A 23,809-nucleotide genomic window follows, 5' to 3' on the forward strand; every position below is an offset into this window, starting at 1 on the left:
TCAGCCTTCCTGCCGGGTAGCGGGTGACGAGGGGACGACCGGGTCCGGACGGGACGTGGCGGCGGGAGGCGTGGCCGTCCGGCGGCGCAACGGGTAGCCGAACCGGGACAGGGCCAGCCCGGTCAGTCCGGTGACCACCGCGTACGCGCGGGTGGAGAGCCCGGTCAGCCACTCGGTGTCGGCGACCACGGGGACCAGGCCGGTGCGGTGCCGCGAGGGGTTGCCGGCCACCGAGTGGGTGGGCGCCAGTCGCGCCGTGCCCGGTGTCGGGAAGGGCAGGTCGTTCGCTGTCGCGCCGACGAACCGGACGATCCGTGTGGTGGTGCCGGCCGGGTCGGCGACGAAGTCCTCGTACCGCACCCGCAGATAGCGGCCGTCGGCGGGCCGGCGGCCCCACAGTCGGACGGTGGCGGTGTTCCACACCAGCCAGAGCAGGGCGGCCTTCCAGACCGGTGGCCGGCTCATCAACCGGTCGTCCACGTGCCCGTCCAGGGGGCGTCGCCGTCGCCAGGAGTACGCGGTGGCCCGCGAGTCGCGGACCACGTGCAGGACGTACAGGTCGATGCCGGGCAGGGAGCCCAGCAGAGCCCCGTACGGGGGCAGCTTGGAGGAGTCCACGATGACCCCGCCGGGCAGGTCGGCGAGGGCGTGTTCGGCGATCGAGGCGTACAGCCGGGTCAGGTGTGTGTCGTCGCTGTGCACCGCGACCGGCCGTTGACCGCGACGCCGTCGAAGCAGCAGTGCGGGCAGCCCGCGCAGGCGCAGCCGCTCGGCCAACCGGCCGGCGATCCCGGCCGGGTCGGCTCCGGCCAGGTCAGCGCGTACCCGCGTCCAGAGCGGACAGTCGGCCAGTGGCGACCCGCAGCCGCAGGGCCGGTTCTCCACGATGCCGCGCCGCCACAGGTAGCGCAGCTCACCCGCCGCGAAGAAACCCGGGACCTGCCCCAGGACGTTGGTGACCAGCGTGCTGCCGCTGCGACCGCTGCCGGCGAGGTAGAGCACTCGGACCGCGCTCACCGGGCCGCTCCCCCACCGGCCGTCGCGCGGTCTTCACGCCGCCGGGTCGGCAGCGCCTCGGCGGCCTCCGCGTAGAGCGCGCGGATCCGGGCCAGGTGCAGGTCGGGGGCGAACTGTCGGGCGACCTTCGCCCGGCCGGCCTGCCCCATCCGGTACGCCCGTTCGGGGTCGGCCAGCAGCGCGTTCAACGCGTCGGCGAGGTCCGTGGGCCGGTCCGCCCCGACGATGCTGCCGTCCACTGTGGGGTCCACCAGCTCGGGGAGCCCACCGAGGTCGGTGGAGACCACCGGGACACCGCAGGCGAACGCCTCCAGCACCGCCATCGGCTGGTTCTCGTGCCACCGTGAGGGCACGGCGGCCACCGCCGCCGACCGGATCAGCTCGTGCAGGCGCGGCTTGTCCAGGCGACCGTGGAACCGGATCCGGCCGGGCGCGCGGCGCGCGGCGAGCGCCTCCAGGTCGGGCCGGGCCGGGCCGTCCCCGGCGATGTCGACGGTGACTCCGTCCGGCAGCGCGGCCACCGCCTCGACCAGCACGTCGACGCCCTTCTCCGCAGCCAGCCGGCCGGCGAAGACGACACCGCCGCCGGGCGTCTGCTTGGTGGCGATGCCGCCCAGGTCGACGAAGTGGTTCACCACCCGCAGCCGGTCCGGGTACACGCCGGCGCGACGCATCACGTCCGCCAGGAACTCGCTCGGGCTGACGAAGACCTGCACCGGGTCGTACGCGTCGAACTGCCGGTGCAACCACGACTCGACCGCGAGCAGGCCACTGCGCGACAACGATCCGTCCTTGCAGCGGCGGCGGGCCGCCTGCAGGGGGCCTCCGGTGACGCAGGCCTGGCAGGGTCGGCCCCGGTCCAGCAGTTGGTAGCTCGGGCAGGCGAGCTTGTAGTCATGCATGGTCAACACGCACGGCACGCCGGCCGACCGTGCCGCGGCGAGCACCGACGGCGAGAGCTGGTGGTAGATGTTGTGCAGGTGCAGCACGTCCGGCCGGAAGTCGTCGATCACCTGGGCCAGCCCTCGGCGGCTCGTCGGTGACCACAGCATCCGACCGACGGCCGTCGCGCGTGGTCGTAGCCCGCTCGGCGCCGGCTCCAGCTCCACTTCGGTCGGAAACCGCTGCGCGTACGGGAGCGGCGACTCGTTCTCCGGATGGCTCATGCCGAAGTAGGCGACAGTGTCCCCCGCCGCCCGCTGCAGGTCCGCGAGGTCGAGCAGGTAACCCTCTGCGCCGCCACGGCGGTAGAGGAACTTGTTCACATGCAGCACGCGCATCGACTCGGCCTGCTCACGTCGATCGGGCGAACCGGGCCCGGAGGTGACGACCGGGGTCTGCCCGCCCCGGCCAGGGCCCACCGTATGCAGGGCAGGTCTGCGAGTCCAGTTCACCTATGGCATGTACCTGAACGGTTGATCTTCGTATGCCCGTGCGGCCCGCGGCCTGGCCTCCCGCCATGATCTCCCGATAGCCTGGCTGCGCCGCCGGTCGTCCCCCGTTTCCCAGTGCGCCGGACCGGCGCCCGACCGAGGAGGACCCGTGGCAGCCGACGACGAGGTCTCCACAGTCGCGTACACCGCCCGCCGGATCAGGCGGCATCTGCGCTGGGCGCGCACCGAGGGGATCGGGCGGCTGATCGAAGAGGACCGCCTCGACCCCGTCGAGCGGGTCCGCACCGCACTGGCGAAACGACGCTGGCGGCGGCGGGCCGGCCGGGCTCCCGGCTCCGCGATGCCGGTCTACCTGGTCGGGCTGCAACGATCCGGCACGAACATGCTGGTCCGTGGCCTGGACGCGGCCCCCGAGGTCGAGGTCCGCAACGAGAACGACAGCACCCTCTTCCACCGCTTCCAGCTCCGCCCGGACGCGGTGCTGACCGCCACGATCCAGCGCAGCCGGCACGCGTACGTCCTGGTCAAGCCCCTCTGCGAGAGCCACCGCGTGGACGAGCTGCTGGCCCTGCCGGGGTCGACGCCCGGCCGCGCGCTCTGGGTCTACCGCGACGTCGACGACCGGGCCCGCTCCGAGGTCGCCAAGTTCGGTGACGCCAACCTGCGGGCGCTACGCGCCATCGCCGACGGCAGCATCGGCCGACGGTGGCAGGGGCAGCGCCTCGACGCCGACGCCGTAGAGCTGATCCGGGCGCACGACCCGCAGAGGCTGGACCCGCACAGCGGCGCGGCCCTCTTCTGGTACGTCCGCAACTCGCTCGTCTTCCAGCTCGGCCTGGACCAGCGCGCCGACGTGCTGCTCTGCCGCTACGACACGGTCGTCGCGGAGCCAGCGGCGCAACTGCGGCGGCTCTGCGCCTTCCTCGACTTCCCCTACCGGCCGGGGCTGCACGCGCACATCGCCCCGCGCCAGTTCCACGACGCCGGAACGGGCCACCAGCCGTTACCGATCGACAGGCGCGTGCGGGCCCTCTGCGACGAGCTGACCGACCGGCTCGACAGGTGCGCCGCCGACGCCCGGTCCGAGACGAAGGCGGCCGACCGTGGCTGAACCAGCGACCCGTACCGCACCGATCTTCCTGGTCGGATGTCAGCGCTCCGGCACGACCATGGTGCGCCTCGTCCTGGACTCCCACTCCAGCATCAGCTGCGGCCCGGAGACCCGGTTCCTGCCCGACCTGCGACGGATCGTCGGGCGGGACTGGGAACGGTTGGCCCGCTTCGGGTTCCCCCGCGAGGACTGGCTACGCCGGATCCGGGACTTCTTCGGCGGCGTCCACGCCGACTACGCCGCCGCGCGGGGCAAGACCCGGTGGGCCGACAAGACCCCGCTGTATGCGATGTCCCTCGACTTCGTCACCGAGGTCTTCCCGGACGCCCAGATCGTGCACCTGATCCGGGACGGCCGCGACGTCGTGGTCTCGCACCGCAAACGGTTCGGCTACTGGTCCGCCGTCAAGTGCGTGGTGAAGTGGCCGCGCTACATCCGCGCCGCGCGGGCCGTCGGCGCCACCCTGCCCCCGGACCGCTACTACGAGCTGCGGTACGAGCAGGCGGTGACCGAGCCGGAGAAGACGATGCGGGGTCTCTTCGAGTTCCTCGGCGAACCGTGGGAGGACGGCATCCTCGACTACGACAGCAAGCAGCACGACGTGGCGCAGAAGTACACCACCGAGGCGGAGAAACGACGGGCCGCCGCGAGCGTGACCGAACCGATCTACGGCTCCCGGGTCGGCACCTACCGCCGCGAACTCGACCCGTTCCTCCGCCTGTTGGTCTGGGTCTTCTCCGGTCCGACCCTGCGCGCCCTCGGCTACCGGTGAACAGCCCTCGCCGCCTGGGCGCATTCGCCGCGGCCCTCGTTGCCGCGCTAGTGGTGACCGCCGGCTGCACCGCCCGCCGCGACGATCCGCCGGCGCCCGCACCGGGGGCCGACACCCCATCGGCTACGCCCGCACCGGGAGGCTCCGTCAACGGGGTGAGCAACCCGTTCGGCGCGCACTGGGACTGGTCGCGCTACCAGCAGTTCGCGCCGTACCTGCGGCGGATCGCCGGGTCGGCGACCTACGAGGAGATCTCCTGGTGCGAGATCGAACGGACCTCGGGGCAGGTGGACTGGACCGGGCTGGACGAGATCGCCTCCCGCAGCCGGGAGCTGGGCATCACACTGCACCTGAAGATCCGTACCGGGGTGTGCTGGGCGACCGGTGGCACCGCGCGCTACACCCGGGGGGCGGCGAACAAGACCGAGTCGGCGATGCCCACCGACCTCGTCGCGTACCAACGGTTCGTCCGCTCGGTGGTGCAACGCTACGGCCCGTACGGGGTGCGCGAGTACGCCATCGAGAACGAGGTCAACGCGCCGAGTTACTGGGCCGGCAGCCCCGAGGACTACGTACGACTGGTCAAGGCCGCCGCCGAGACGATCCGCGCGACCGACCCGCAGGCGCGGGTGGTGGACTCCGGTATCAGCAGCGTCGCGTACGGCATGGGTGTCGCCGACCGGCTGGTGCGCGCCGGTCGGGTGCCCGAGGCCGTCGCCGCCTACCAGGCGTACTTCCAGCGCCGGATCGGCACCAGGGGCCAGCAGATCCCGGCGGTGACCGGGGAGGCGCAGCTACGCAGGGCGCTCGGCACCGACACCAACAGCCGCAGCCTGCGGTTCCTGGCCGCCACCGAGTCGTTGCTGACCGACCGCACTGTCGACGTCCGGCAGGTGCACTTCTACGAGCACTTCAGCGGGGTCGCGCCACTGCTGGACTACCTGCGCGCGACGACACCGGCCGGCACGCCGACCCAGGCGTGGGAGGTCGGCCAGTTCTGGCGCGACGGCGACGGCGACCCGGCCAGCCGGGCCGCCGAGATGGTCAAGACGGTCACCCTGCTGGCCGCCGGTGGGATCGGCGAGATCAGTTGGTTGCCGTTGGCGTACAACCCGAACAACGCGGCCGGCAGCGAGGTCCGATACGGCCTGCTCGACCCGGACGGCACCGAACGCGAAGCCGGCCGGATGTTGGCGAGCCTGGCCGACGCGGCCCGGGACGCCACCCTGACCCCGCTGCCGGCCTCGGTGGCCGACAAGCTGCACGGGGTGGCCTTCGTCCGCGGTGGGTCAAGCACGCTGGTGCTCTGGTCGGCGTCGAACGTTCCGGTGACCGTGCCGGCGGCACCCGGTAGGCAGACCGGTGCGGTGGGTGCACCGCTGCGGGCGGCCGGCGGTGGCACCACAGTGACCGACGTACCCGTGCTGCTACGCGCCGACCAGCCGGTCGACCGGATCCTCGCCGACGTTCGTTAATCCGACTCGGCGGGCCAGGGGTCGGGCCAGTCGAGCAGGGCGGCCAGGCGGGCGTTGTGCGGCGCGAAGTACGCGGTCAGCCGATCCCGCAGCTGCGGGGTGAGCTGCGAGGCGCCCTCGTCGACGCGGCGGGTGTGCCGGGTGAACGCCTCGGGTGTGAAGGCCGGCAGGTCGAGGAAGTCCAGGATCGCGCGGTACGTGCCCGCCGGGTCGGCGTGCAGGTCCTCGGTCCGGGCGACGTGGATCCGTTCCCGTGGGACGTGCGCGAACCACCGCTGCACCTGCTCGGCGTAGCGGCCTCGGGCAGCGTACGAGTAGTTGCGTAACGCCCGGTGCGCGGCGTGGGTGTCCGGGCCGCCGCGCGTAGCCCGAGCGAGCCGCTCCTCCTCGGCGTCGAGCGCGTCGGCGAAGGTCAGCGGCTCGAGGCCGTACGAGCGGGTGTGCAGGTAGTGCGAGTAGGCCCGCTGCACCGGGTCCCGCAGCAGGGCGACGAAGCGGGCCTGCGGCAGGGCCGCCGCGACCCGGGACGGCACGCCCGGATGGAACAGGTAGTAGGGGCTCGCCTCGAACGTGCGCTCGTCCGGGGCGAGGCGCGGGAAGTGCCCCCGGTACCAGCGCAGAGCCCGACCAGGGTGGACGCTGAAGTACTGCAACTCCTTGCCGGTGGCGACCCGTACCCGGGGATGCGCGGCGAGATGGTGGTACAGCGAGGTGGTGCCGCAGCGTTGACCCCCGATCACCAGGAAGTCGGGCAGCGGGCCGGGCTCGCCCGGCCGCGCGGCGCGTCCCCACGCCCGCGTCGCGCGGACACCCCGGCGCAGGTGGTCGGTGACCTGACGTCGACCGAGCGCGCTCACGAGCCGACCCCGGCGGCGGAGTCGGGTGCCACGGCGGCGCGGCGGCCGCCCCGGCGGGTCACCGAACGCAGCACCATGACGTCCTCCCGACTGAGCCCGAGGGCGAGCACCCCGGCGCAGTACGCCCCCACGATCGCGGTCAGACCGACAGCGAGCTGCGTGATCCAGCCCTCGACCAACCACCGCACACCGAACCCAACGACCAACGCGAACACCGCGGCCACCAGCCCCTTGAGCATGCCGGTGGTCACCGGCACCGTGTGCACCTGCGCACGCACCTGCCAGACCCGGGCGACGTTCACCGCGGCCAACGAGACCGCCCAGGCCACCGCCGCGCCGAGGATCCCGTACGCCGGGATGAGCCACAGGTTGAGCAGCACGTTGAGCACCAGGGCGGCGAGGTTGTCGACCATGTTGACCGAGACCCGGCCCGACATGTTCAGCAGCGTCCCGCACGGCCCGGTGGCGGCGTTGACGAGTTGGCCGAGCGCCAGCACGACCGTCACCGCCGCGCCGCCGGCCAGACCGGGCCCACCGACCAGGCGCAGCAACTGCTCCGGGAAGACCAGCAACGCCACGAACGCCGGCAGCGACAGTCGGAGCACCCAGCCGGTGGCGACCCGGTAGATCCGGCGGACCTCGTCCAGCCGACCCTGGTGGTAGAGGTGCGCCAGGTGCGGGCCGAACGAGGCGTTGACCGGGGCCAGCACGAACACCGCGATCGTCACCAGCCGGGTCGCCACGTGGTAGACGCCGATCGCGTCGGGCCCGTAGTCGAAGAACCCGAGCAGCAACGCGTCCACCCAGATCAGCCCGGTCGAGGAGAGCGAGGAGACCCAGCTGACCGTGGAGAAGCGGAACAGCTCTCCCGGCCGGTACGCGGGCCGGGCGGCCGGCACCCGGCGGACCATCCGGGCGAGCGCCACGAGAGCGAACCCGGCGGCGCTCCAGCTGGCCACCACCAGGGCCCAGAACGCGCCGGTCAGGCCCGCCCCGACGGCGAGCGCCAACGCGGTGAGGACCAGCCGGGCCGCCGGTTCGTAGACCTGGCCGATGAGCGCGTAGGCCCGTTGGGTACGCCAACCCCGGGTGGCCGCGAGGGCGGCCTCGCAGACAGTCGAGGCGGGCATGCACAGCGCGACCAACCGCAGACCGGTGCTGAGCTGCGGGTCGTGCAGTGCCCCGGCGAGCCACGGCGCGCCGATCGCCAGACCGACAGCGATGACAGTGGACGCCACGACCGAGATGCCGATCCCGAGGCGGATCGCGCCCCGCAGCGCGGCCGGATCGTCGTCGGCGAGGTGCACCGCCACGAACCGGGTCAGCCCGGCGCGGAAACCGGATAGCGAGAGCAGCCCGAGCAACGACAGCACGGCGTAGACCTGGGCGTACCGGCCCAGCTCGCGTACGCCCAGCACGCGGGCCAGCAACAGCATGACCAGGAAGAGCGCCACCTGGCTGAGCACCGCGCTCGCCAGGTTCAGCATGCCGCCGCGCGCCATGCCGCGTACCTGCTGGTCGCCGGCCTCCGGCGGGGCCGGTGGCCGGCCGGTCAGCTCGCCGCGCACCTGGCGGCCCGTTCCCGGGCGGTCACGGCCGTGCCGCGGGCACGGTCTGTGCCGGCACCAGCGGCTCGGCCGGCGTCTGTGCCGGCACCAGCGGCTCGGCCGGCGGCGGGTCGCTCGGGGCCGGCGGGGTTGTCGGGCGACCGGTCAGGCGTGCCCGCGAGAGCAGTTCGAGGACACCGACCAACAGCACCCCGAGCAGCAGGCCTGCGCCCCCCACCGGCAGGGCGGTACGCACCAGCTCGGCCATCCGGCTCACGTCGTGCGTCTCGCCGATGCTGGTCACCTGCTTCGGATCGGCGGCCTGGGCCTGAGCCCGGGCCGCCTGCAACCCCTCCCGGGCCTGCGACAACGCGCCGGTCGCCGCGTCCCGCTGGGCGAGCAGCGCCTGGTAGTCAGGGAGTTTCGGCCCCAGCTCGTCGAGCTTCCTCTGCGCGGCGGTGATCGCGGCGGCCGCCGCGGACGCACCCCGACTGTTGCCGACGGCCTGCATGGAGAGTTGCTGCTGCCGCAGGCTCGTCAGCTCACTTAGCGTCGCCTGGTAGATCCGGTCCGGCTGGGAGACCTTGTTGGCCTTCTCCCACTCACCGATCGCCTTGGTGGCCGCGGTGACGTCGGCGTTGGCCGCCTCGACCTCGCTGGTGGCGATGCCGACCTGGGAGGAGAACAGGAAGGCGAGCGCCCGGGTGGTGGTCGCGCCCAGCACCGGCGCGACGGTCGCCCGGTCGCCGGCGGTGTACGTCACCTCCAGTTGGCTGCTCGCGCCGACCTGGGTGACGGCGAGGCCGTCGCGCAGCCGCTCCGGCGTCACCCCGGTGTCACCGGCCACGTCGGCGAGGACCCGGGGTGAGGTGACCGCCGCGCCGAAGGCCGCGACGAACTGGTTCGCCGCCTGCGTGCCGGTGTACTGCGTCCCGGCCGCCCCGCCCACCAACGCTGGCGCCGCCACGTAGGCGGTGCCGCTGTACTGCTGTGGCGCGAGCAGGACGATGCCGGCCGCCGCGCCGGTGGCGACCAGCGGCACCCCCACGAGTACCCAGAGGCGCCGTCGGGCGACCCGCAGGTAGTCGACGATCTCCACTTTTTCCCCAATGCTGTCGTTCACTCAGACCGGGACAGACGTGCTTCGCGGCTGCTCGCCGGCCACCTGAGGAGCCGGGTGGCGGGCGATCGCACTGGCCGCCGCAGCGAACGCGACGAAATACCAGAGCGTAACCACATTGGAAATGACGTTGGACGCCGCGCTGACCGCCACGAAGGCGATGGCGCAACCGGTGAAACCGACAGCGACGCCCCGCTCGAAGCTGCCCGGCGGCGCCCGCCGCAGCGCCCTGCGCGCGGTGTGCAGGAAGGCGACAAGCATCATCAGGTACGCCCCGAGACCCAGCAACCCGGTCTCGACGTACGCCCGGAGGAAGTCGTTGTGCGGCTTCTTCGCCTCGTCGGTCTCACGCTGGGTCATGTTCGGCCCGATGCCGGTGACCGGATTACGGTCGGCCAGCGTGACGATCTCGGTCCAGTAGCCGATCCGCCACGCCAGGGTGTTCCCGGTGGGATCCCCGCCGACAGCGCGTGAGCTGCCGAGTTGGGCGAACCGCTCGCCGACGGCGGGCACCAGGGCCACCCCGGCGACCGCCACCACGCAGAGGGTGACCAGCATCCGCTTGCTGCGGTGCAGCACGGCGACCACGACCAGACCGATCGCCGCGCCGAGCAGGGCGCTGCGGGTGTTGGTCAGCAACAGGAACAGCAACGAGAGCCCGAGCAGCACGCCGAGGGTCACCCGCAGGCGGCGACCCAGGAAGCGGTACACCGCGAACCCGAAGATCACCATGAACATCAGGTAGCGACCGAACGTGGTCGACTGGCTGAACGTGCCACTGATCCGGGTGAAGTCGCCCTTCACCTCGGCCGGCGGGTTGCCGAGCAGCGACAGGACGACCGTGTAACCGAGCGACAGCACCAGCGAGACGTAGCAGGCGAGCAGGATCCGACGGATCGCCGCGGTGTTCGGCATCAGTTGTTCCAGCACCACGAACATCACCACGACGGTGAGGATCCGCAGCGCCTCCAACAGGCTGTTCGCCGGCCGTGTCGCGCCGAGCGCGCTCACCACGCTGCTGGCCCCGACGAGCAGCATGGCCCACCCCAGGGGCGAGCCGCGCAACCGCCCGTGCCGGCTGAGCTGAGCGGCCAGCCAGAGCCCGGCGGCGAGGAGGAACAGCACCGCGAGCAGGGTGGACGGGTCCACCACCCGGGCGGCGCCGGCGGAGTCGGCTTGGCCGGCACTCGGTCCGGTGAGCTTGAACAGGTCGACGCAGGAGCGGACCGCGAGCATCAGCAGCACGTACCCGGAGAACCGGGTCAGCGCGAGGACGGCCACCGCGACGCCCGCGACCGCCGCGAGTGGCAGCACCATGCCCTTACGGTCACCAGCCGCCATCGAGACTCCCGCGACCACCGCCACGACGGCGGCGGCCAGCGCCGCCGCGCCGGTGAGCAGACGGGTCGTGTCCACCCTGCTGCTCATCGGCGGAGTCCCGTCGCCCGGTGCGTACCCGGGTAGTTCCGCATCGACCACCTGCTGCGTGTGTTGTCCCACTGATCCCACTGAACCGAATCGACGCTGCCCGGCCGCTGCCGGGCGCGGCCAACCGATGTCCTCCCGGCAAGATCGGTTCAATCTAGCCCCGTCACCTCGCTCGAAGAAGGGGCCGTTGCACTGACGTGTCGGTCCCCCACGAGGTTGACTCGATGTCGCGCCGACGAACGGACCGTACGGTCAGTCGGTGCGTGCCGGCAGTCGCGCCCTGGACCGCCGACGCGTCGCCGGGACCAGGCTGAAGTAGAGGCGCTCCAACTCGCGGGCGGCGGTGTCCCAGCTGTACATCTCGGTGACCCGGTCGCCCAGCGCCTTCGCGCCGGCCCGCTCCGCCGCCAGGTCCCCGAGCAGCGCGGTCAGCACCCGGATCAGGTCGTCCTCGTCGCCGTCGCGGAACAACCGCCCTCCAGCGGCGTCCGACTCCAGCACCTCCACGTGTGGCGCGATGTCGCTCGCGACCACGGGAAGCCCGTACGCGGCCGCCTCCAGCAGCGTCAACGGCAGCCCTTCCAGGCGGGACGGCTGGACGAAACCGGCGGCGTTGGCGTACAGCTCAGCGAGGAGGTCTCCGTAGGCGAACCCGGTGAAGACGATCCGGTCGTCCCCTTCGGCGGCACGGTGCAGCTGGTCCACGTAGTCGTCGGTGAACGACGACCCGCCGACGATCGCCAGCCGCATTCCGGTGTCGAGCCGCCGGAAGGCCCGGATCAGCAGGTCGGCGGCCTTCTCCGGGACCAGCCGGCCGACCAGCAGCAGATAACCACCGGGGGCCAGCCCGAACCGGGCCTCGATCTGCCGGCTCGACGCCCGCCGGGCCGGGTTGACGCCGTTCGGGATGTAGGTCGTGGGCCGGCCGAACCGGGTCTCGTAATGGGTGGCGAGCCCTCGGGAGACGGCGACCCGCTGGTGCGGGACGTACCCGCTGAGCCAGTGGGCGCTGCCCAGCACCGTACGCGCGGCGAGGCCCCACTTGGCCCGCTGGCTGTCCAACCCGTGCACTGTCAACACCACGCCCGCTCGGGAGAACCAGCGGGGCACCGGTGCGACCAGGGCCGGCCCGAGCCCGTGGTAGTGCACGATGTCGGGCCGTCCGCTCATCGCCGCCACGGTCGAGGTGGCCGCGTGCACGATGGCGTCGAGGTGCTTGCTCGCGATGGTGTGCACCTCGCGCAGGCGTACGCCCCGGTAGTGGTCGGCCGGCATCTTCCCGTAGCTCCGGCGGCAGTAGACGGTGACCTCGTGCCCGAAGCCGGCCAGCCGGCTGGCCATCTCCTCGACGTGCCGCTCGATGCCGCCGTAGGTGGCCGGCATTCCCTTCTGGCCGATCATCGCGATCCGCAGTGGACGCCAACCGGTGCCGACGAGGTCCGGCCCGGTCGACGGGGCGACACGGGCCGCCTGAGCCCGCTGCCGGGGAATCGCGGGACGTGCCGCGTGTTGGTCCGCTTCCTCGGCCTGCAGGTCGGGATGGGCCACGATGACTCCCTGCGTGACTAGGTCCGCGCCCGTCACCCGGGCAGATGAACACCTTGTCACGTATTGGGCCGTACGCCAGCGATCAGCGGGACAAAAAAATCATCAGTGGGATTCGCAACCCCTGGATTGTCATCCACGTGACGTCGACATGGACGAGCCCCGACCGATCACTGACGGATCGGCCGGGGCTCGTCGTGTCGAGCTGTCAGGCGATGTCGAACCGGTCGAGCTCCATGACCTTCGTCCAGGCGGCCACGAAGTCGGCCACGAACTTGGCACGGGCGTCCTCGCTGGCGTAGACCTCGGCGAGGGCACGCAGCTGCGAGTTGGAACCGAAGATGAGGTCGACCGCCGTGGCGGTCCACTTCACCTCGTCGGTCGCCAGATCGCGGATCTCGTACACGTGCTCGTCGGACTTCGACGCGCTCCACCGGGTGCCCGGGGACAGCAGGTTCGCGAAGAAGTCGTTGGTGAGCAGCCCCGGCCGGTCGGTGAGGACACCGTGCTGGGCGCCACCGGTGTTGGCACCGAGGGAGCGCAGACCGCCGACCAGGACGGTCATCTCCGGCGCGGTCAGGTTGAGCATGTACGCGCGGTCGATCAGCAGCACCTCCGGCTGGGTCTTCTCACCCGGACGCAGGTAGTTGCGGAAACCGTCGGCGCGCGGCTCCATGACGCGGAACGACTCGGTGTCGGTCTGCTCCTGGGTCGCGTCCGTACGACCCGCACGGAACGGCACCGTCACCTCGACGCCGGCGTCCCGCGCCGCCTTCTCGACGGCGGCCGAACCGGCCAGCACGATCAGGTCGGCCAGCGAGATCTTCGCGCCGCCGGCCTCGTTGAACTCCCGCTGGATGCCCTCCAGGACGCCCAGGACGGTCGCCAGCTGCTCGGGCTGGTTGACCTCCCAGTTGCGCTGCGGCTCGAGGCGGATCCGAGCGCCGTTCGCGCCACCGCGCTTGTCGGTGTGCCGGAAGGTCGCGGCGGACGCCCAGGCGGTGGAGACCAGCTGAGCGGTCGTCAGACCGGACTCCAGGACCTTCGCCTTGAGCGCGGCGACATCGGCGTCAGCGACCAGCTCGTGGTCGACGGCGGGCACCGGGTCCTGCCACAGCTGCGGCTCGGCCACCCACGGACCCAGGAAGCGCTCGATCGGGCCCATGTCGCGGTGCAACAGCTTGTACCACGCCTTGGCGAACGCCAGCGCGAACTCGTCCGGGTTCTCCAGGAAGCGGCGCGAGATCTTCTCGTACGCCGGGTCGACGCGCAGCGACAGGTCGGTCGTGAGCATCGTCGGCTTGTACTTCTTCGCCGGGTCGAAGGGGTCCGGGATGATCGCCTCGGCGTCCTTGGCGACCCACTGCTTCGCCCCACCCGGGCTGGTGGTGAGCTCCCACTCGTAGCCGAAGAGGATCTCGAAGAAGCGGTTGCTCCACTGCGTCGGCACGTCGGTCCAGGTGACCTCGAGACCACTGGTGATCGTGTCGGCGCCCTTGCCGCTGCCGTGGGTGCTCAGCCAGCCGAGGCCCTGCGCCTCGATCGGTGCGCCCTCGGGCTCCGGGCCCACGTGGTTGTCGGCGACGCCGGCACCGTGGGTCTTGCCGAAGGTGTGACCACCGGCGATGAGGGCGACGGTCTCCTCGTCGTTCATCGCCATCCGGCCGAAGGTCTCGCGGATGAAGTGCGCCGCGGCGGCCGGGTCCGCGTTGCCGCGGGGGCCCTCCGGGTTGACGTAGATCAGACCCATCTCGGTCGAGCCGACGCCGGCCGCCATCTCCTTCTCGGAGGCGTACCGCTCGTCACCGAGCCAGGTGTCCTCGGGACCCCAGAAGATCTCCTCGGGCTCCCAGACGTCCTCACGGCCGAAGCCGAAGCCGAAGGTCTTGAAGCCCATCGACTCCAGGGCCACGTTGCCGGCCAGCACGAGCAGGTCGGCCCAGGAGATCTTCTGGCCGTACTTCTGCTTGACCGGCCAGAGCAGCCGACGAGCCTTGTCCAGGTTGGCGTTGTCCGGCCAGCTGTTCAGCGGGGCGAAACGCTGGCCACCGTCGCCGGCGCCACCGCGACCGTCCTCGATGCGGTACGTGCCGGCGGCGTGCCAGCTCATCCGGATCATCAGGCCGCCGTAGTGGCCGAAGTCGGCCGGCCACCAGTCCTGCGAGGTGGTGAGCACCTCGACGATGTCCCGCTTGAGGGCCTCGACGTCGAGCTTCGCGAACTCCTTGGCGTAGCTGAAGTCCGCCCCCAGCGGGTTGCCCTTCGACGAGTGGGCGTGCAACACCGAGAGGTCGAGCTGGTTAGGCCACCAGTCCCGGTTGGTGCGCGGGCGGCCACCGGTCTTCGGGGTCGGCGAGTCGATCGCCGGGTTCTCGCTCTCGCTGCCGTGCGCGGTCACCGAGTCGTGCGCCACCGGGCAGCCGGCCGCTGCCTTCTGGTCCACACCCTGTGCACTGGTGGGGCGGTTGTCCTGGGTGTCGCTCATGAACTTCCTTCCGAGCTTGCGGATCTCTGGGGCGTACGGGCGGTCGCGCAGTCGGGGCAGGTGCCCCAGTAGACGACCTCCGCCTCGTCGACCACGAAACCGTGGTCGACCGGGGCGGTGAGACAGGGGGCGTGACCGACGGCGCAGTCGACGTCGGCGATCACGCCGCAGGAACGGCACACGACATGGTGGTGGTTGTCCGCGACCCGGGACTCGTAGCGGGCGGTCGCGCCGGCCGGCTGGATACGCCGCACCAGACCGGCGTCGGTGAGCACACGCAGCACGTCGTACACCGCTTGGTGGGAGATTGTCGGATGATCCGCCCGCACCAGCGCGATCACGGCGTCGGTGCCGACGTGCGGGTGGTCGCGCAACGCCGCGAGCACCGCCAATCGGGGCCGGGTCACCCGCAGCGAGGCGGCCCGCAGTTGCGCCTCGAAGTCGGACATCACTTGCCGAACATTAGCCCACTTTTCTGGAACCAATCAAGTTTTGCCCGGGTCCGCGCGCCGCTGTGGCGAAGAATTCACCCAGGTCCTCCGCGATAGTAGAAATAATCCGGACGGCCATGTCGAGAACCGACACCCGGCTTCGTCCCCGGGGTGAACGCGACCACGACGGGTCGCACACCAGCGTCAAGGAGAACCACGATGGCCAAGTACCTGCTGCTCAAGCACTACCGCGGCGCCCCCAAGGGGGTCAACGACGTGCCAATGGACCAGTGGGCGCCGGCGGAGGTCTCGGCCCACATGCAGTACATGCGCGACTTCGCCGCGCGACTCGAGGAGAGCGGTGAGTTCGTCGACGGTCAGGCCCTCGCCCCCACCGGGACGTTCGTCAGGTACGACGGCGAGGGTCGTCCGCCGGTCACCGACGGCCCGTTCGCCGAGACCAAGGACCTGATCGCCGGCTGGATGGTGATCGACGTCGACAGCTACGAGCGCGCCGTCGAGCTGGCCGGGGAGTTGTCGGCGGCACCGGGAGCGGGCGGGAAGCCGATCCACGAGTGGCTCGAACTGCGCCCGTTCCTGACCGAGCCGCCCACCATCACCGAGTGAACGAGTCCCTGCTCCGGGGCCTCACCCCGAGCGTGCTCGGCATCCTCGTCCGCCGCGGAGTCGACTTCGCGGCGGCCGAGGACGCCGTGCAGGACGCGCTGGTCGAGGCGGTTCGCGTCTGGCCGGCCGACCCGCCGCGGGACCCGAAGGGCTGGCTGGTCACCGTGGCCTGGCGCCGGTTCCTCGACGCGACCCGAGCGGACGCGGCACGCCGCCGACGTGAGGACGCCGTCGACGAGGAACCGGCACCGGGGCCCGTTTCGGCGGTGGAGGACACGCTGTGGCTCTACTTCCTGTGCGCTCACCCGTCGCTGACGCCGTCGTCAGCGGTCGCGCTCACGCTGCGCGCGGTCGGAGGTCTGACCACCCGGCAGATCGCGCACGCCTACCTGGTCCCCGAGGCGACCATGGCGCAGCGCATCAGCCGGGCGAAACGCACCGTCTCCGGGGTGCGGTTCGACCAACCCGGCGACGTCGCGACCGTGCTGCGCGTCCTCTACCTGGTCTTCAACGAGGGCTACTCCGGCGACGTCGACCTCGCCGCCGAGGCCATCCGGCTGACCCGGCAACTCCAGGCGGCGATCGACCATCCCGAGGTGGCCGGGCTGCTCGCCCTCATGCTGCTCCACCACGCCCGGCGCGCCGCCCGCACCGCGCCCGACGGCAGCCTGGTGCCACTGGCCGAGCAGGACCGCAGCCGGTGGGACACCGAGTCGATCGCCGAGGGCGTCACGATCCTCCAGGGGGCTCTCGCCCGCGATCGGCTGGGCGAGTTCCAGGCCCAGGCCGCCATCGCGGCACTGCACGCGGACGCCCCCGCCGCCGAGGAGACCGACTGGGTGCAGATCGTCGAGTGGTACGACGAACTCGCCCGCCTGACCGACAGTCCTGTCGTCCGACTCAACCGCGCGGTGGCCGTCGGCGAGGCCGACGGCGCGCGAGCCGGTCTCGCGGCGCTCGCGGCGGTGGACGAGTCCCTGCCCCGGTACGCGGCGGTGGCGGCGTACCTGCACGAACGCGACGGCAATGTGGCGACGGCGGCACTGCTGTACGCCGAGGCGGCCCGGAAGGCACCCAACCTCGCCGAGCGCGACCACCTGACCCGCCAGGCCGCGCGGCTCAACGCCAGCCGGTCCCGCTGACCCGTCCCCGCTCGCCCCAGCACGACGCCGATCATCGGATGATTACGGTCCGGAAAGTGTTCGGAAGTTTTCGGCTAATCATCCGCGCGTCCAGAACGATCATTACGGCGTTCGGACGGCGCTGATCGACTACTGACCTGGCGAGACGTCACCCTGCGGCAACCCACCGGCCGTCGCCGGCCTACCGCCATGTTTCCGGAAATTGTTGACAAGGCGACGGCCAGGTTAATACGGTCGCCATCGACGGCTTTCAATTGCCGTCGGCACCACCACCGCGAACCACTCCTCCGCTCGTCGTGCAGGACGACCGGTCAACCACCACCACGCGGTACGACGACAGTGGCCGCCACCCGACCACCGGCAGCCAGCCGAGACGTGCCGCATTGCTGGCCCCCCGCCAGCCGTCACGAGGAGGAAACACGTCCATGAGCGACACCAGCCACATCTCCATCGCACCACAGAGGCGCGGCCGGCTACGGCTGCTCCTCGGCGCCGCGTGCGCCGTCGTCGTGGCCGTCGCCGGCACGATGACGGCCACCAACGCGTACGCCGAGGCGGACCGGACGCTCACCTCGAACCTCACCGGCACCCACAACGGGTACTACTTCTCGTTCTGGAAGGACAGCGGCAACGCCAGCATGACGTTGCGTGCCGACGGTCGCTACTCCAGCAGCTGGGACCGGAGCACCAACAACTGGGTCGGCGGCAAGGGTTGGGCGACCGGCAACCGGCGGACCGTCAGCTACTCGGGCAGCTACAACCCGGGCAACAACAACACCTACCTCGCCCTGTACGGATGGACGCGCAACCCGCTCATCGAGTACTACGTGGTGGAGAACTTCGGTAGCTACAACCCGAGCAGCGGCGCCACCCGGATGGGCACCGTCACCACCGACGGCGGCACGTACGACATCCTGCGCAGCCAGCGGGTCAACGCCCCGTCGATCGACGGCAACCAGACGTTCTACCAGTACTGGAGCGTCCGCCAGCAGAAGCGGTCGAGCGGCACCATCACCACCGCCAACCACTTCGACGCCTGGGCCCGCGCCGGCCTGAACCTCGGCAGCAACCACGCCTACCAGATCATGGCGACCGAGGGCTACCAGAGCCAGGGCAGCTCCGACATCACCGTCTGGGAGGGCGGCGGCGGCAACCCGACCACCCCGCCCACCACCGGAAACCCGGGCACCGGCAACTGCAACGCGACGCTCTCCGCCGGTCAGCAGTGGGGTGACCGGTTCAATCTGAACGTCGCGGTCAGCGGCACCAACAACTGGGTGGTCAGCCTCGGTCTCAACGGCGGCCAGAGCATCCAGAACAGTTGGAACGCCTCCGTCAGCGGCTCCAGCGGCACGGTGACGGCCAGGCCGAACGGCAACGGCAACAACTTCGGCATCACGATCATGGCCAACGGCAACTGGACCTGGCCGACGGTCAGCTGCCGAACCAGCTGACCCTGGGCAACTCCTGAATCACACCTCTGGCGTGGCGGCTTCGGCCGCCACGCCAGAGTGGTATCGGCAGGCCGGCCAGTCCTCGTGAAACGGGCTCGGCCCGGGCCGAGCGCTCGCTGCCAGGATCCGCGCAACATCAGGGATGTTGGTGTCTCCTGGGAGCTGGAGGCAGCAACATCGGGGACGTTGCGCGGATCTTGGGCGGGCGGCGGGCGGCTGCCGTTGCCGTTGCCGTACTAGAGCTGCGGCACCGATGAGGTCTCCGCCGCGGACTCCTCCGCCGACGGCTTCTTCGTCGGGTCCGCCACCGGCTCCCCCTCGGGCTCCTCCTCGGGTTCCTCCGAGGACGTCTCGGTCGGCTCCGTCGTCGTACCACCCGTCGGTGCTGTCGTCGGCTCGGTCGGGGCGCTCTCGGACGAGGTGGGCGCGGGCCCTCCCCCGGTGCTCTCACCGGGAGACGGCGATTGGCCGTCCGTTCCCGCGCCGGCCGAGCCGCTGGGCGTCGGGGTCGTGGTCGCAGAGCCAGTCGCGCGGACCGGCAGGCCGGCAGAGCCTGGGGTGTCCGGGTCACCGCCGCCGGCGCCCGGGCCGGGCTCGCGTTGCGACGGCACCGTCGGCGACACAGTGGGTGGCGTCGACGGTTGCCCGGTCCGGCCCGGCATCATCCCGGTGGGATCGGCGAACACCAGGATTGCGGCTGCGGCGGCCATCGATCCGACCAGCGCCGCGAGCACCTTCGGCCCAGGGCCACCCGACCGCTTCGCCGCGCTGCCGACGACCGGACGCTGGACCTCGGTGCGCTCGACCGGCGGCCCGATCGGCGCTGCGACGGCGGTCCGCAGCAACTGGTCGGACGAATCCGTAAGTGCCTGCGCCGCAGTGGCCATGGCCGCCGCCGTCGGGAAGCGACGAGCGGGATCCTTGGCCAGCGCGGTGGCGACCAGCCGCCGGACCGCCTCCGGGACGTCCTCGGGCAGCGCCTGCGGCTCCTCTTCGAGATGCCGCAGCGCCACCGCGACGGCGTTCTCGCCCTGGTGCGGGGGCCTGCCGGCGAGGCAGTGGTAGACGACGGCCCCCAGTGCGTAGATGTCGATCGCCGGGGTGGTCTCGTTCCTGGAGACCTGCTCGGGTGCCATGTAGAGGGCGGTGCCGACGACCTGGTTCGTGCCGGTCAGGCTCGCCGCCTCCTGCGTCACCGCCACACCGAAGTCGACGAGCACGACGTGCCCGTCCGGCTCGATGATGAGGTTGCTGGGCTTGACGTCCCGGTGCACGACGCCGGCGTCGTGTGCGGCCTGGAGCGCACCGGCGGTCTGCGCGGCGATCGACATCGTCTCGGCGACGCCCAGCCGGCCGACCTCGGCGATCCGCTCCGACAGGGGTTGCCCCTGCACACACTCCATGACGATGTACGCGAGGACCGGCGCGTCGGGCCCGGACACCTCACCGTAGTCGTAGACCTGGGCGACACCGGGGTGACGCAGCGCCGCCATCGCCCGGGCCTCGCGGCGGAACCGCTCGCCGAAGCCCGGGTCGGTGACCAACCGGGGTTGCAGCATCTTGACCGCGACGCAGCGGTCCAGGGTTTCGTCGACCGCCCGCCAGACATCACCCATCCCACCGCTGGCGATGCTCTCGACCAGACGGTAACGGTCTCCGACGACTTGCCCCACAATCGGCATGACACTTTCGGTACCCCGGTCTCCCCGATCTCAAGCACCACGATGCCAGGTCGGGTCCCAGGTCCCGTGTCGGGGCGGACCGTCACAGCCGGTCAGACGGTGATGACGACCTTGGCCCGCGCGTGCTCGCCCTCCAGGTAGCGCATCGCCAGGGGCACCTCGTGGAGGGGGTAGTTCCGGTCGATGACCGGGGTGAGGCGGCCGGTTTCGGCGTGGGCGCGGAGCGTGTCCAGGTGTTGCCGGCCGGGAACGGCCGTGAGAACGACGATGCGGTGCCGGACGAACGGCGCCAGCAGCCGTCCGCGCGCGATCAGGCCGATCGGTCCGAGGAGGCTGCCTCCGCGGTACACACCCCCGCCGGAGAGCACCAGCGTCCCGGTCGGGGTCAGCACCCGCCGGAGCGTCCGCAGCGAGCGGTTGCCGACCAGGTCGAACACCACGTCGTAGCGGCGGGTGTCGCGGGCGAAGTCGTCGCGGGTGTAGTCGACGACGTGCTCGGCGCCGAGGGAACGGACCAGGTCGACGTTGCGGGTGCTGCACACGGCGGTCACTGTCGCGCCGAGCACCGTGGCCAACTGGACCGCGAGAGTGCCGACGCCGCCGGAGGCACCGTTGACCAGAACCCGGTGGCCGGGCCCGACCCGACCGGCGTCCAGACCCATGAGCGCGGTGACGCCGGCCAACGGCAGGGCGGCGGCCTGCTGCGGGGTCAGGTTCGCCGGCTTCGCCGCGACCAGGTTCTCGTGCACACACACGTACTCCGCGAACGCGCCGTTGGCGTCACCGAGGTCACCGAAGACGGCATCGCCCGGGCGGACCTGTCGAACGCGCGCGCCGACGGCCTCGACCCGGCCGGCGAAATCGCGGCCGCGGATGCGCGCTCGGGGCCGGGACCGCCCCAGCGCCAGGCGCGCCATCCGTGGGTCACCCCGCATGACATGCCAGTCGTACGCGTTGAGCGCGGCTGCCTCCACCCGCACGAGCACCTCGTCGGGGGCGGGCACCGGCGTGTCCACGTCCGCGAGCGTCAGCGTTTCGGGCGGGCCGTACCGGTCCTGCACGATCGCCTTCATGGCTTCACCCCTCCCCTGGTGTACGGCGTACACCTACTACCCAAAGGCTAGGTGTACGCCGTACACCCGTCAAGAGGTTTAGGGTTCGGTTGTCCACCGGACGACGAGGAGCGAGATGGCCGAGCAGGCGGAGACGCTGCACCGCACCCCGCTGAGCAGGGAACGGGTCCTCCGCGCCGCCGTCGCGCTCGCCGACGAGGCCGGGATCGAATCCCTCAGCATGCGCAACCTCGCGCAGGACCTGGGCGTCGTGCCGATGGCCCTCTACAAGCACGTGGCCAACAAGGACGAACTGCTCGACGGCATGATCGACGTGGTCGTCGGCGAGATCCGGGCGCCCGAGCCCGGCACCGACTGGAAGCGCGCGGTCCGCGGACGCATCCTCTCGGCGCGGGAGGTGCTTCAGCGCCACCCCTGGGCGCCACTGGCGATCGAGTCGCGGAACATGGCGACACCGGCCATCCTGGCCTACCTCGACTCCACGATCGGGACGTTCCGGGCCGGCGGCTTCACCGTCGACCTCACCCACCACGTGATGCACGCGATGGGCAGTCGGATCCTCGGCTTCAGTCAGGAACTCTTCGACGCCGACCGCCGCGCCGGCCGAAGCGGCAGGGCCGACACGGACCCGCCGACGGCCCTACCCCCGGAGATCGCGGCCAGGTTCCCGCACGTCGCGGAGATCGCGATGGCGGCGTCACATGACGACGAGTCCGTCCTCGGGCAGGGCTGCGACGATCAGTTCGAGTTCGAGTTCGCCTTGGACCTGCTCCTCGACGGCATCGAGCGGCTGCACCGACACGGCTGGGCGTCCGCACGCCGACCTGGCTGAGACGTCCGCGGACCACGAGGGCCTGATCCAGCGACGAGTCGGCCCCGCCGCTTACGACGGGGCCGACTCGACAGGTCGCGGGACCGGTCAGCTGTTGAGCGTGGCGAGCAGGGCGGTGGCCATGCCCTGTTCACCCCGGGCGTTCGGGTGGAACGGCGCGGCCGCGTTCTGCGGCACCAGGCCCTCGACCCACCGGGTGCCGCTGCTCTTGCACGCGTCCCGACCGATCGACGGCGTGTAGACGTCGGAGTAGGTGGCGCCGTTCGCACTCGCGACGCTCGCCAACATCGCGTTCAGCGACTTCTCGACGCCGCGCAGGTACGGCACGTCCTGGTAGGCGATCGGGACGACCGGCCAGCAGCCGTACCCGGTGTCCGGCAGGATCGCCGGGTACCCCAGCACCACGACCCGCGCGCTCGGCGCGGCCCGGCGAACCGCCTGGAGCACGGCGGTCACCTTCGGCGTCGCGGCGACGATCCGCGCCTGCAACTGGTCGACGCCTCCGGCCGTGTAGCGGTTCTTGCACGGCGACCCGAGCGGGCTGCTGAGACTCGCTTCGGCGCAGTCGCCGATGATGCCGGAGAAGCCGATGTCGTTGCCGCCGATCTGCACCGTCACCAGCGCCGTGTTCGACGTGACCGCGTTGAGCTGCGGCGGCAGCGCGGTGCCCAACTGACCGCTGCCACCGGAGAGGATGTCGTCAGTGGTGGCCCCGGAGCAACTCACGTCGGCGAACGACGACGAGCCGGCGGCCGCGGCCACGAGCGACGGGTAGTTGCGGCTGGACCGTAGGCAGTTCAGGTCGGTCTGGCTGGGGATCAGCGGGCCCGCGGTGTACGAGTCGCCCAGCGCGACGTAGCGGCCGGTGGGCACGGCCGCGCTGGCGGGGGTGGCGACGGTGAGCAGCACACCGGCGGCGGCTAGGCCTAGTGCGGCCAGCCTGGTGGCTGCCCGCAGGAGGGGCAGGCGAGGACGGGTCATGGCGCCTCCCAAGGAGGGATCACGGGGGGTGGTGGTGCCGAAGATCCTGTCCCCGCCAACGCCGCACGTCAATATAGATGGGCCTCACTAAATAGAGCTCCGGGGTGTGGGCCGGACCGGTGGCGCTCAGCTCAACGGCGCGTACCACTGGGCGCCGGTGACCCTGATCCGCTTGGACTGCTTGCGGTTCCACTCCACCCGCATGCCGTGCTTGCGCAGCACCGGGAACGCGACCTCGTCCATCAGTCGTTCCAGGTCGGCCTGGTAGCCGGCCTGCTGCTCGGCCTCCGACAGACGGCCGTAGGCGGCCTCGTCGAAGTCGGCCGGAGGATAGAGGCCGTAGCCGAGGTAGACCTCGCCCTCCTCGCTGGCGAGCAGCGACTCGGTGTCCTGCTGGTGGAACCAGAGGAACCCGCGCCAGTGCCGGGAGTCGTCGCGCTCGTCGTCGATCTCGGCGCTCGCGCAGGTGCCACAGCAGCTGAAGTTCGCCCGGGCCAGCACCCCCAACCCGTTGAGCTCGGCGAAGGCCCGGGTGATGTTGGCAGTCACCTCACCCCACTGCCGTTGCTGCGCCCGCCGAGCGGCCAACGCCTTCCCGTGCGCTGCCCTCAGCTCGTCGTCGGTGGCGCCGCAGCGCTCCTCGTCGTCGTCGAAGAAGTCGACGAAATCGTCCGCGTCATCCTCACCGCGCACGATCCAGGCCCACAGCTCGTCCTCGATCGCGCTCCGCCCCGGCTCGGGGATGCGATCGGTCAGGAACCGGGCGCCCTCGGGGCGATCGTTGTACGTCCATTCGGTCACGAGCGAATCTTCACACGGGCGTACGACGGGCCTGG

The 23,809-nt window shown here is 71.4% G+C and carries 20 protein-coding genes; 7 read left to right on the forward strand and 13 right to left on the reverse strand.

Annotation, left to right across the window (positions count from 1 at the left end):
- Both FHU34_RS20355 and FHU34_RS20360 read right to left on the reverse strand, forming a co-directional pair.
- Window positions 1-1,017: a sulfotransferase gene (locus FHU34_RS20355; protein ID WP_145783002.1), complete on the reverse strand. Its 1,017-nt coding sequence runs from the start codon at window positions 1,015-1,017 to the stop codon at window positions 1-3.
- Window positions 1,014-2,297: a glycosyltransferase gene (locus FHU34_RS20360; RefSeq protein WP_145783005.1), complete on the reverse strand. Its 1,284-nt coding sequence runs from the start codon at window positions 2,295-2,297 to the stop codon at window positions 1,014-1,016. The genes FHU34_RS20355 and FHU34_RS20360 overlap by 4 nt, the downstream gene beginning before the upstream one ends.
- A 262-nt stretch (window positions 2,298-2,559) precedes the next feature.
- On the opposite strand from FHU34_RS20360, the gene FHU34_RS20365 reads away from it, so the two are divergent.
- From FHU34_RS20365 to FHU34_RS20375, 3 genes are all read left to right on the forward strand, one after another.
- Window positions 2,560-3,522: a sulfotransferase gene (locus FHU34_RS20365; protein ID WP_145783007.1), complete on the forward strand. Its 963-nt coding sequence runs from the start codon at window positions 2,560-2,562 to the stop codon at window positions 3,520-3,522.
- Window positions 3,515-4,294: a sulfotransferase family protein gene (locus tag FHU34_RS20370; protein WP_145783009.1), complete on the forward strand. Its 780-nt coding sequence runs from the start codon at window positions 3,515-3,517 to the stop codon at window positions 4,292-4,294. Before FHU34_RS20365 ends, FHU34_RS20370 begins: the two co-directional genes overlap by 8 nt.
- Window positions 4,295-4,449: 155 nt before the next feature.
- Window positions 4,450-5,769 (forward strand): hypothetical protein, encoded by a 1,320-nt coding sequence (locus FHU34_RS20375; protein WP_145783011.1) that lies wholly within the window; start codon window positions 4,450-4,452, stop codon window positions 5,767-5,769.
- On the opposite strand, the gene FHU34_RS20380 is transcribed toward FHU34_RS20375, so the two are convergent.
- The 7 genes from FHU34_RS20380 to FHU34_RS20410 all read right to left on the reverse strand — a co-directional run bounded on the left by FHU34_RS20380 (window position 5,766) and on the right by FHU34_RS20410 (window position 15,203).
- Window positions 5,766-6,626: a sulfotransferase family protein gene (locus FHU34_RS20380; protein ID WP_167524852.1), complete on the reverse strand. Its 861-nt coding sequence runs from the start codon at window positions 6,624-6,626 to the stop codon at window positions 5,766-5,768. The genes FHU34_RS20375 and FHU34_RS20380 overlap by 4 nt on opposite strands.
- Window positions 6,623-8,194: a flippase gene (locus tag FHU34_RS20385; RefSeq protein ID WP_145783014.1), complete on the reverse strand. Its 1,572-nt coding sequence runs from the start codon at window positions 8,192-8,194 to the stop codon at window positions 6,623-6,625. Before FHU34_RS20385 ends, FHU34_RS20380 begins: the two co-directional genes overlap by 4 nt.
- A 22-nt stretch (window positions 8,195-8,216) precedes the next feature.
- Complete coding sequence (locus FHU34_RS20390; RefSeq protein ID WP_167524853.1) at window positions 8,217-9,272, reverse strand: Wzz/FepE/Etk N-terminal domain-containing protein; 1,056 nt, start codon at window positions 9,270-9,272, stop codon at window positions 8,217-8,219.
- A 24-nt stretch (window positions 9,273-9,296) separates the two neighbouring features.
- Window positions 9,297-10,721, reverse strand: coding sequence for an O-antigen ligase family protein (locus FHU34_RS20395; RefSeq protein ID WP_145783018.1), 1,425 nt, complete (start codon window positions 10,719-10,721; stop codon window positions 9,297-9,299).
- A 252-nt stretch (window positions 10,722-10,973) separates the two neighbouring features.
- Window positions 10,974-12,269, reverse strand: a complete 1,296-nt coding sequence (locus tag FHU34_RS20400) for a glycosyltransferase family 4 protein (RefSeq protein WP_145783020.1) — start codon at window positions 12,267-12,269, stop codon at window positions 10,974-10,976.
- 205 nt (window positions 12,270-12,474) lie between these two features.
- Window positions 12,475-14,751, reverse strand: a complete 2,277-nt coding sequence (gene katG / locus FHU34_RS20405; RefSeq protein ID WP_145783022.1) for a catalase/peroxidase HPI — start codon at window positions 14,749-14,751, stop codon at window positions 12,475-12,477.
- The gene (locus FHU34_RS20410) at window positions 14,748-15,203 is read right to left on the reverse strand and encodes a Fur family transcriptional regulator (protein WP_280116492.1); all 456 of its coding nucleotides are present in this window, start codon (window positions 15,201-15,203) and stop codon (window positions 14,748-14,750) included. The genes katG and FHU34_RS20410 overlap by 4 nt, the downstream gene beginning before the upstream one ends.
- A gap of 198 nt (window positions 15,204-15,401) precedes the next feature.
- On the opposite strand from FHU34_RS20410, the gene FHU34_RS20415 reads away from it, so the two are divergent.
- The 3 genes from FHU34_RS20415 to FHU34_RS20425 all read left to right on the forward strand — a co-directional run bounded on the left by FHU34_RS20415 (window position 15,402) and on the right by FHU34_RS20425 (window position 18,405).
- Window positions 15,402-15,809, forward strand: coding sequence for a YciI family protein (locus FHU34_RS20415; RefSeq protein WP_145783026.1), 408 nt, complete (start codon window positions 15,402-15,404; stop codon window positions 15,807-15,809).
- The gene (locus FHU34_RS20420) at window positions 15,806-16,951 is read left to right on the forward strand and encodes an RNA polymerase sigma factor (RefSeq protein WP_145783028.1); all 1,146 of its coding nucleotides are present in this window, start codon (window positions 15,806-15,808) and stop codon (window positions 16,949-16,951) included. Before FHU34_RS20415 ends, FHU34_RS20420 begins: the two co-directional genes overlap by 4 nt.
- Before the next feature lie 425 nt (window positions 16,952-17,376).
- Window positions 17,377-18,405 (forward strand): glycoside hydrolase family 11 protein, encoded by a 1,029-nt coding sequence (locus tag FHU34_RS20425; protein ID WP_145783030.1) that lies wholly within the window; start codon window positions 17,377-17,379, stop codon window positions 18,403-18,405.
- A 236-nt stretch (window positions 18,406-18,641) separates the two neighbouring features.
- Here the strand turns inward: FHU34_RS20425 and FHU34_RS20430 are convergent, their stop codons facing one another.
- Both FHU34_RS20430 and FHU34_RS20435 read right to left on the reverse strand, forming a co-directional pair.
- On the reverse strand, window positions 18,642-20,078 hold the full coding sequence (locus FHU34_RS20430) for a serine/threonine-protein kinase (protein WP_425280540.1): 1,437 nt from the start codon (window positions 20,076-20,078) through the stop codon (window positions 18,642-18,644).
- A gap of 101 nt (window positions 20,079-20,179) precedes the next feature.
- On the reverse strand, window positions 20,180-21,160 hold the full coding sequence (locus FHU34_RS20435) for an NAD(P)-dependent alcohol dehydrogenase (RefSeq protein WP_145783034.1): 981 nt from the start codon (window positions 21,158-21,160) through the stop codon (window positions 20,180-20,182).
- Between the two features lie 115 nt (window positions 21,161-21,275).
- On the opposite strand from FHU34_RS20435, the gene FHU34_RS20440 reads away from it, so the two are divergent.
- A complete protein-coding gene (locus FHU34_RS20440) occupies window positions 21,276-21,992 on the forward strand; it encodes a TetR/AcrR family transcriptional regulator (RefSeq protein WP_145783036.1) in 717 nt (238 codons plus the stop codon).
- Between the two features lie 87 nt (window positions 21,993-22,079).
- Here the strand turns inward: FHU34_RS20440 and FHU34_RS20445 are convergent, their stop codons facing one another.
- Both FHU34_RS20445 and FHU34_RS20450 read right to left on the reverse strand, forming a co-directional pair.
- Entirely contained in the window at window positions 22,080-22,973 is an 894-nt protein-coding gene (locus tag FHU34_RS20445) for an SGNH/GDSL hydrolase family protein (RefSeq protein ID WP_145783038.1), read from the reverse strand.
- Between the two features lie 126 nt (window positions 22,974-23,099).
- The gene (locus FHU34_RS20450; RefSeq protein ID WP_145783040.1) at window positions 23,100-23,774 is read right to left on the reverse strand and encodes a DUF6891 domain-containing protein; all 675 of its coding nucleotides are present in this window, start codon (window positions 23,772-23,774) and stop codon (window positions 23,100-23,102) included.
- Between the last annotated feature and the right edge of the window lie 35 nt (window positions 23,775-23,809).

It is taken from the genome of Micromonospora taraxaci, from assembly GCF_007830095.1.
GTDB classification, from domain to species: domain Bacteria; phylum Actinomycetota; class Actinomycetes; order Mycobacteriales; family Micromonosporaceae; genus Micromonospora; species Micromonospora taraxaci.

What these genes read in the sequence shown, in the direction of transcription:
- FHU34_RS20360 (WP_145783005.1), bottom strand. Translation starts at nt 2,297, where the DNA reads ATGCGCGTGCTGCATGTGAACAAGTTCCTCTACCGCCGTGGCGGCGCA.
- FHU34_RS20435 (WP_145783034.1), bottom strand. Translation starts at nt 21,160, where the DNA reads ATGAAGGCGATCGTGCAGGACCGGTACGGCCCGCCCGAAACGCTGACG.
- FHU34_RS20440 (WP_145783036.1), top strand. Translation starts at nt 21,276, where the DNA reads ATGGCCGAGCAGGCGGAGACGCTGCACCGCACCCCGCTGAGCAGGGAA.
- FHU34_RS20425 (WP_145783030.1), top strand. Translation starts at nt 17,377, where the DNA reads ATGAGCGACACCAGCCACATCTCCATCGCACCACAGAGGCGCGGCCGG.
- FHU34_RS20445 (WP_145783038.1), bottom strand. Translation starts at nt 22,973, where the DNA reads ATGACCCGTCCTCGCCTGCCCCTCCTGCGGGCAGCCACCAGGCTGGCC.
- FHU34_RS20415 (WP_145783026.1), top strand. Translation starts at nt 15,402, where the DNA reads ATGGCCAAGTACCTGCTGCTCAAGCACTACCGCGGCGCCCCCAAGGGG.
- FHU34_RS20395 (WP_145783018.1), bottom strand. Translation starts at nt 10,721, where the DNA reads ATGAGCAGCAGGGTGGACACGACCCGTCTGCTCACCGGCGCGGCGGCG.
- katG (WP_145783022.1), bottom strand. Translation starts at nt 14,751, where the DNA reads ATGAGCGACACCCAGGACAACCGCCCCACCAGTGCACAGGGTGTGGAC.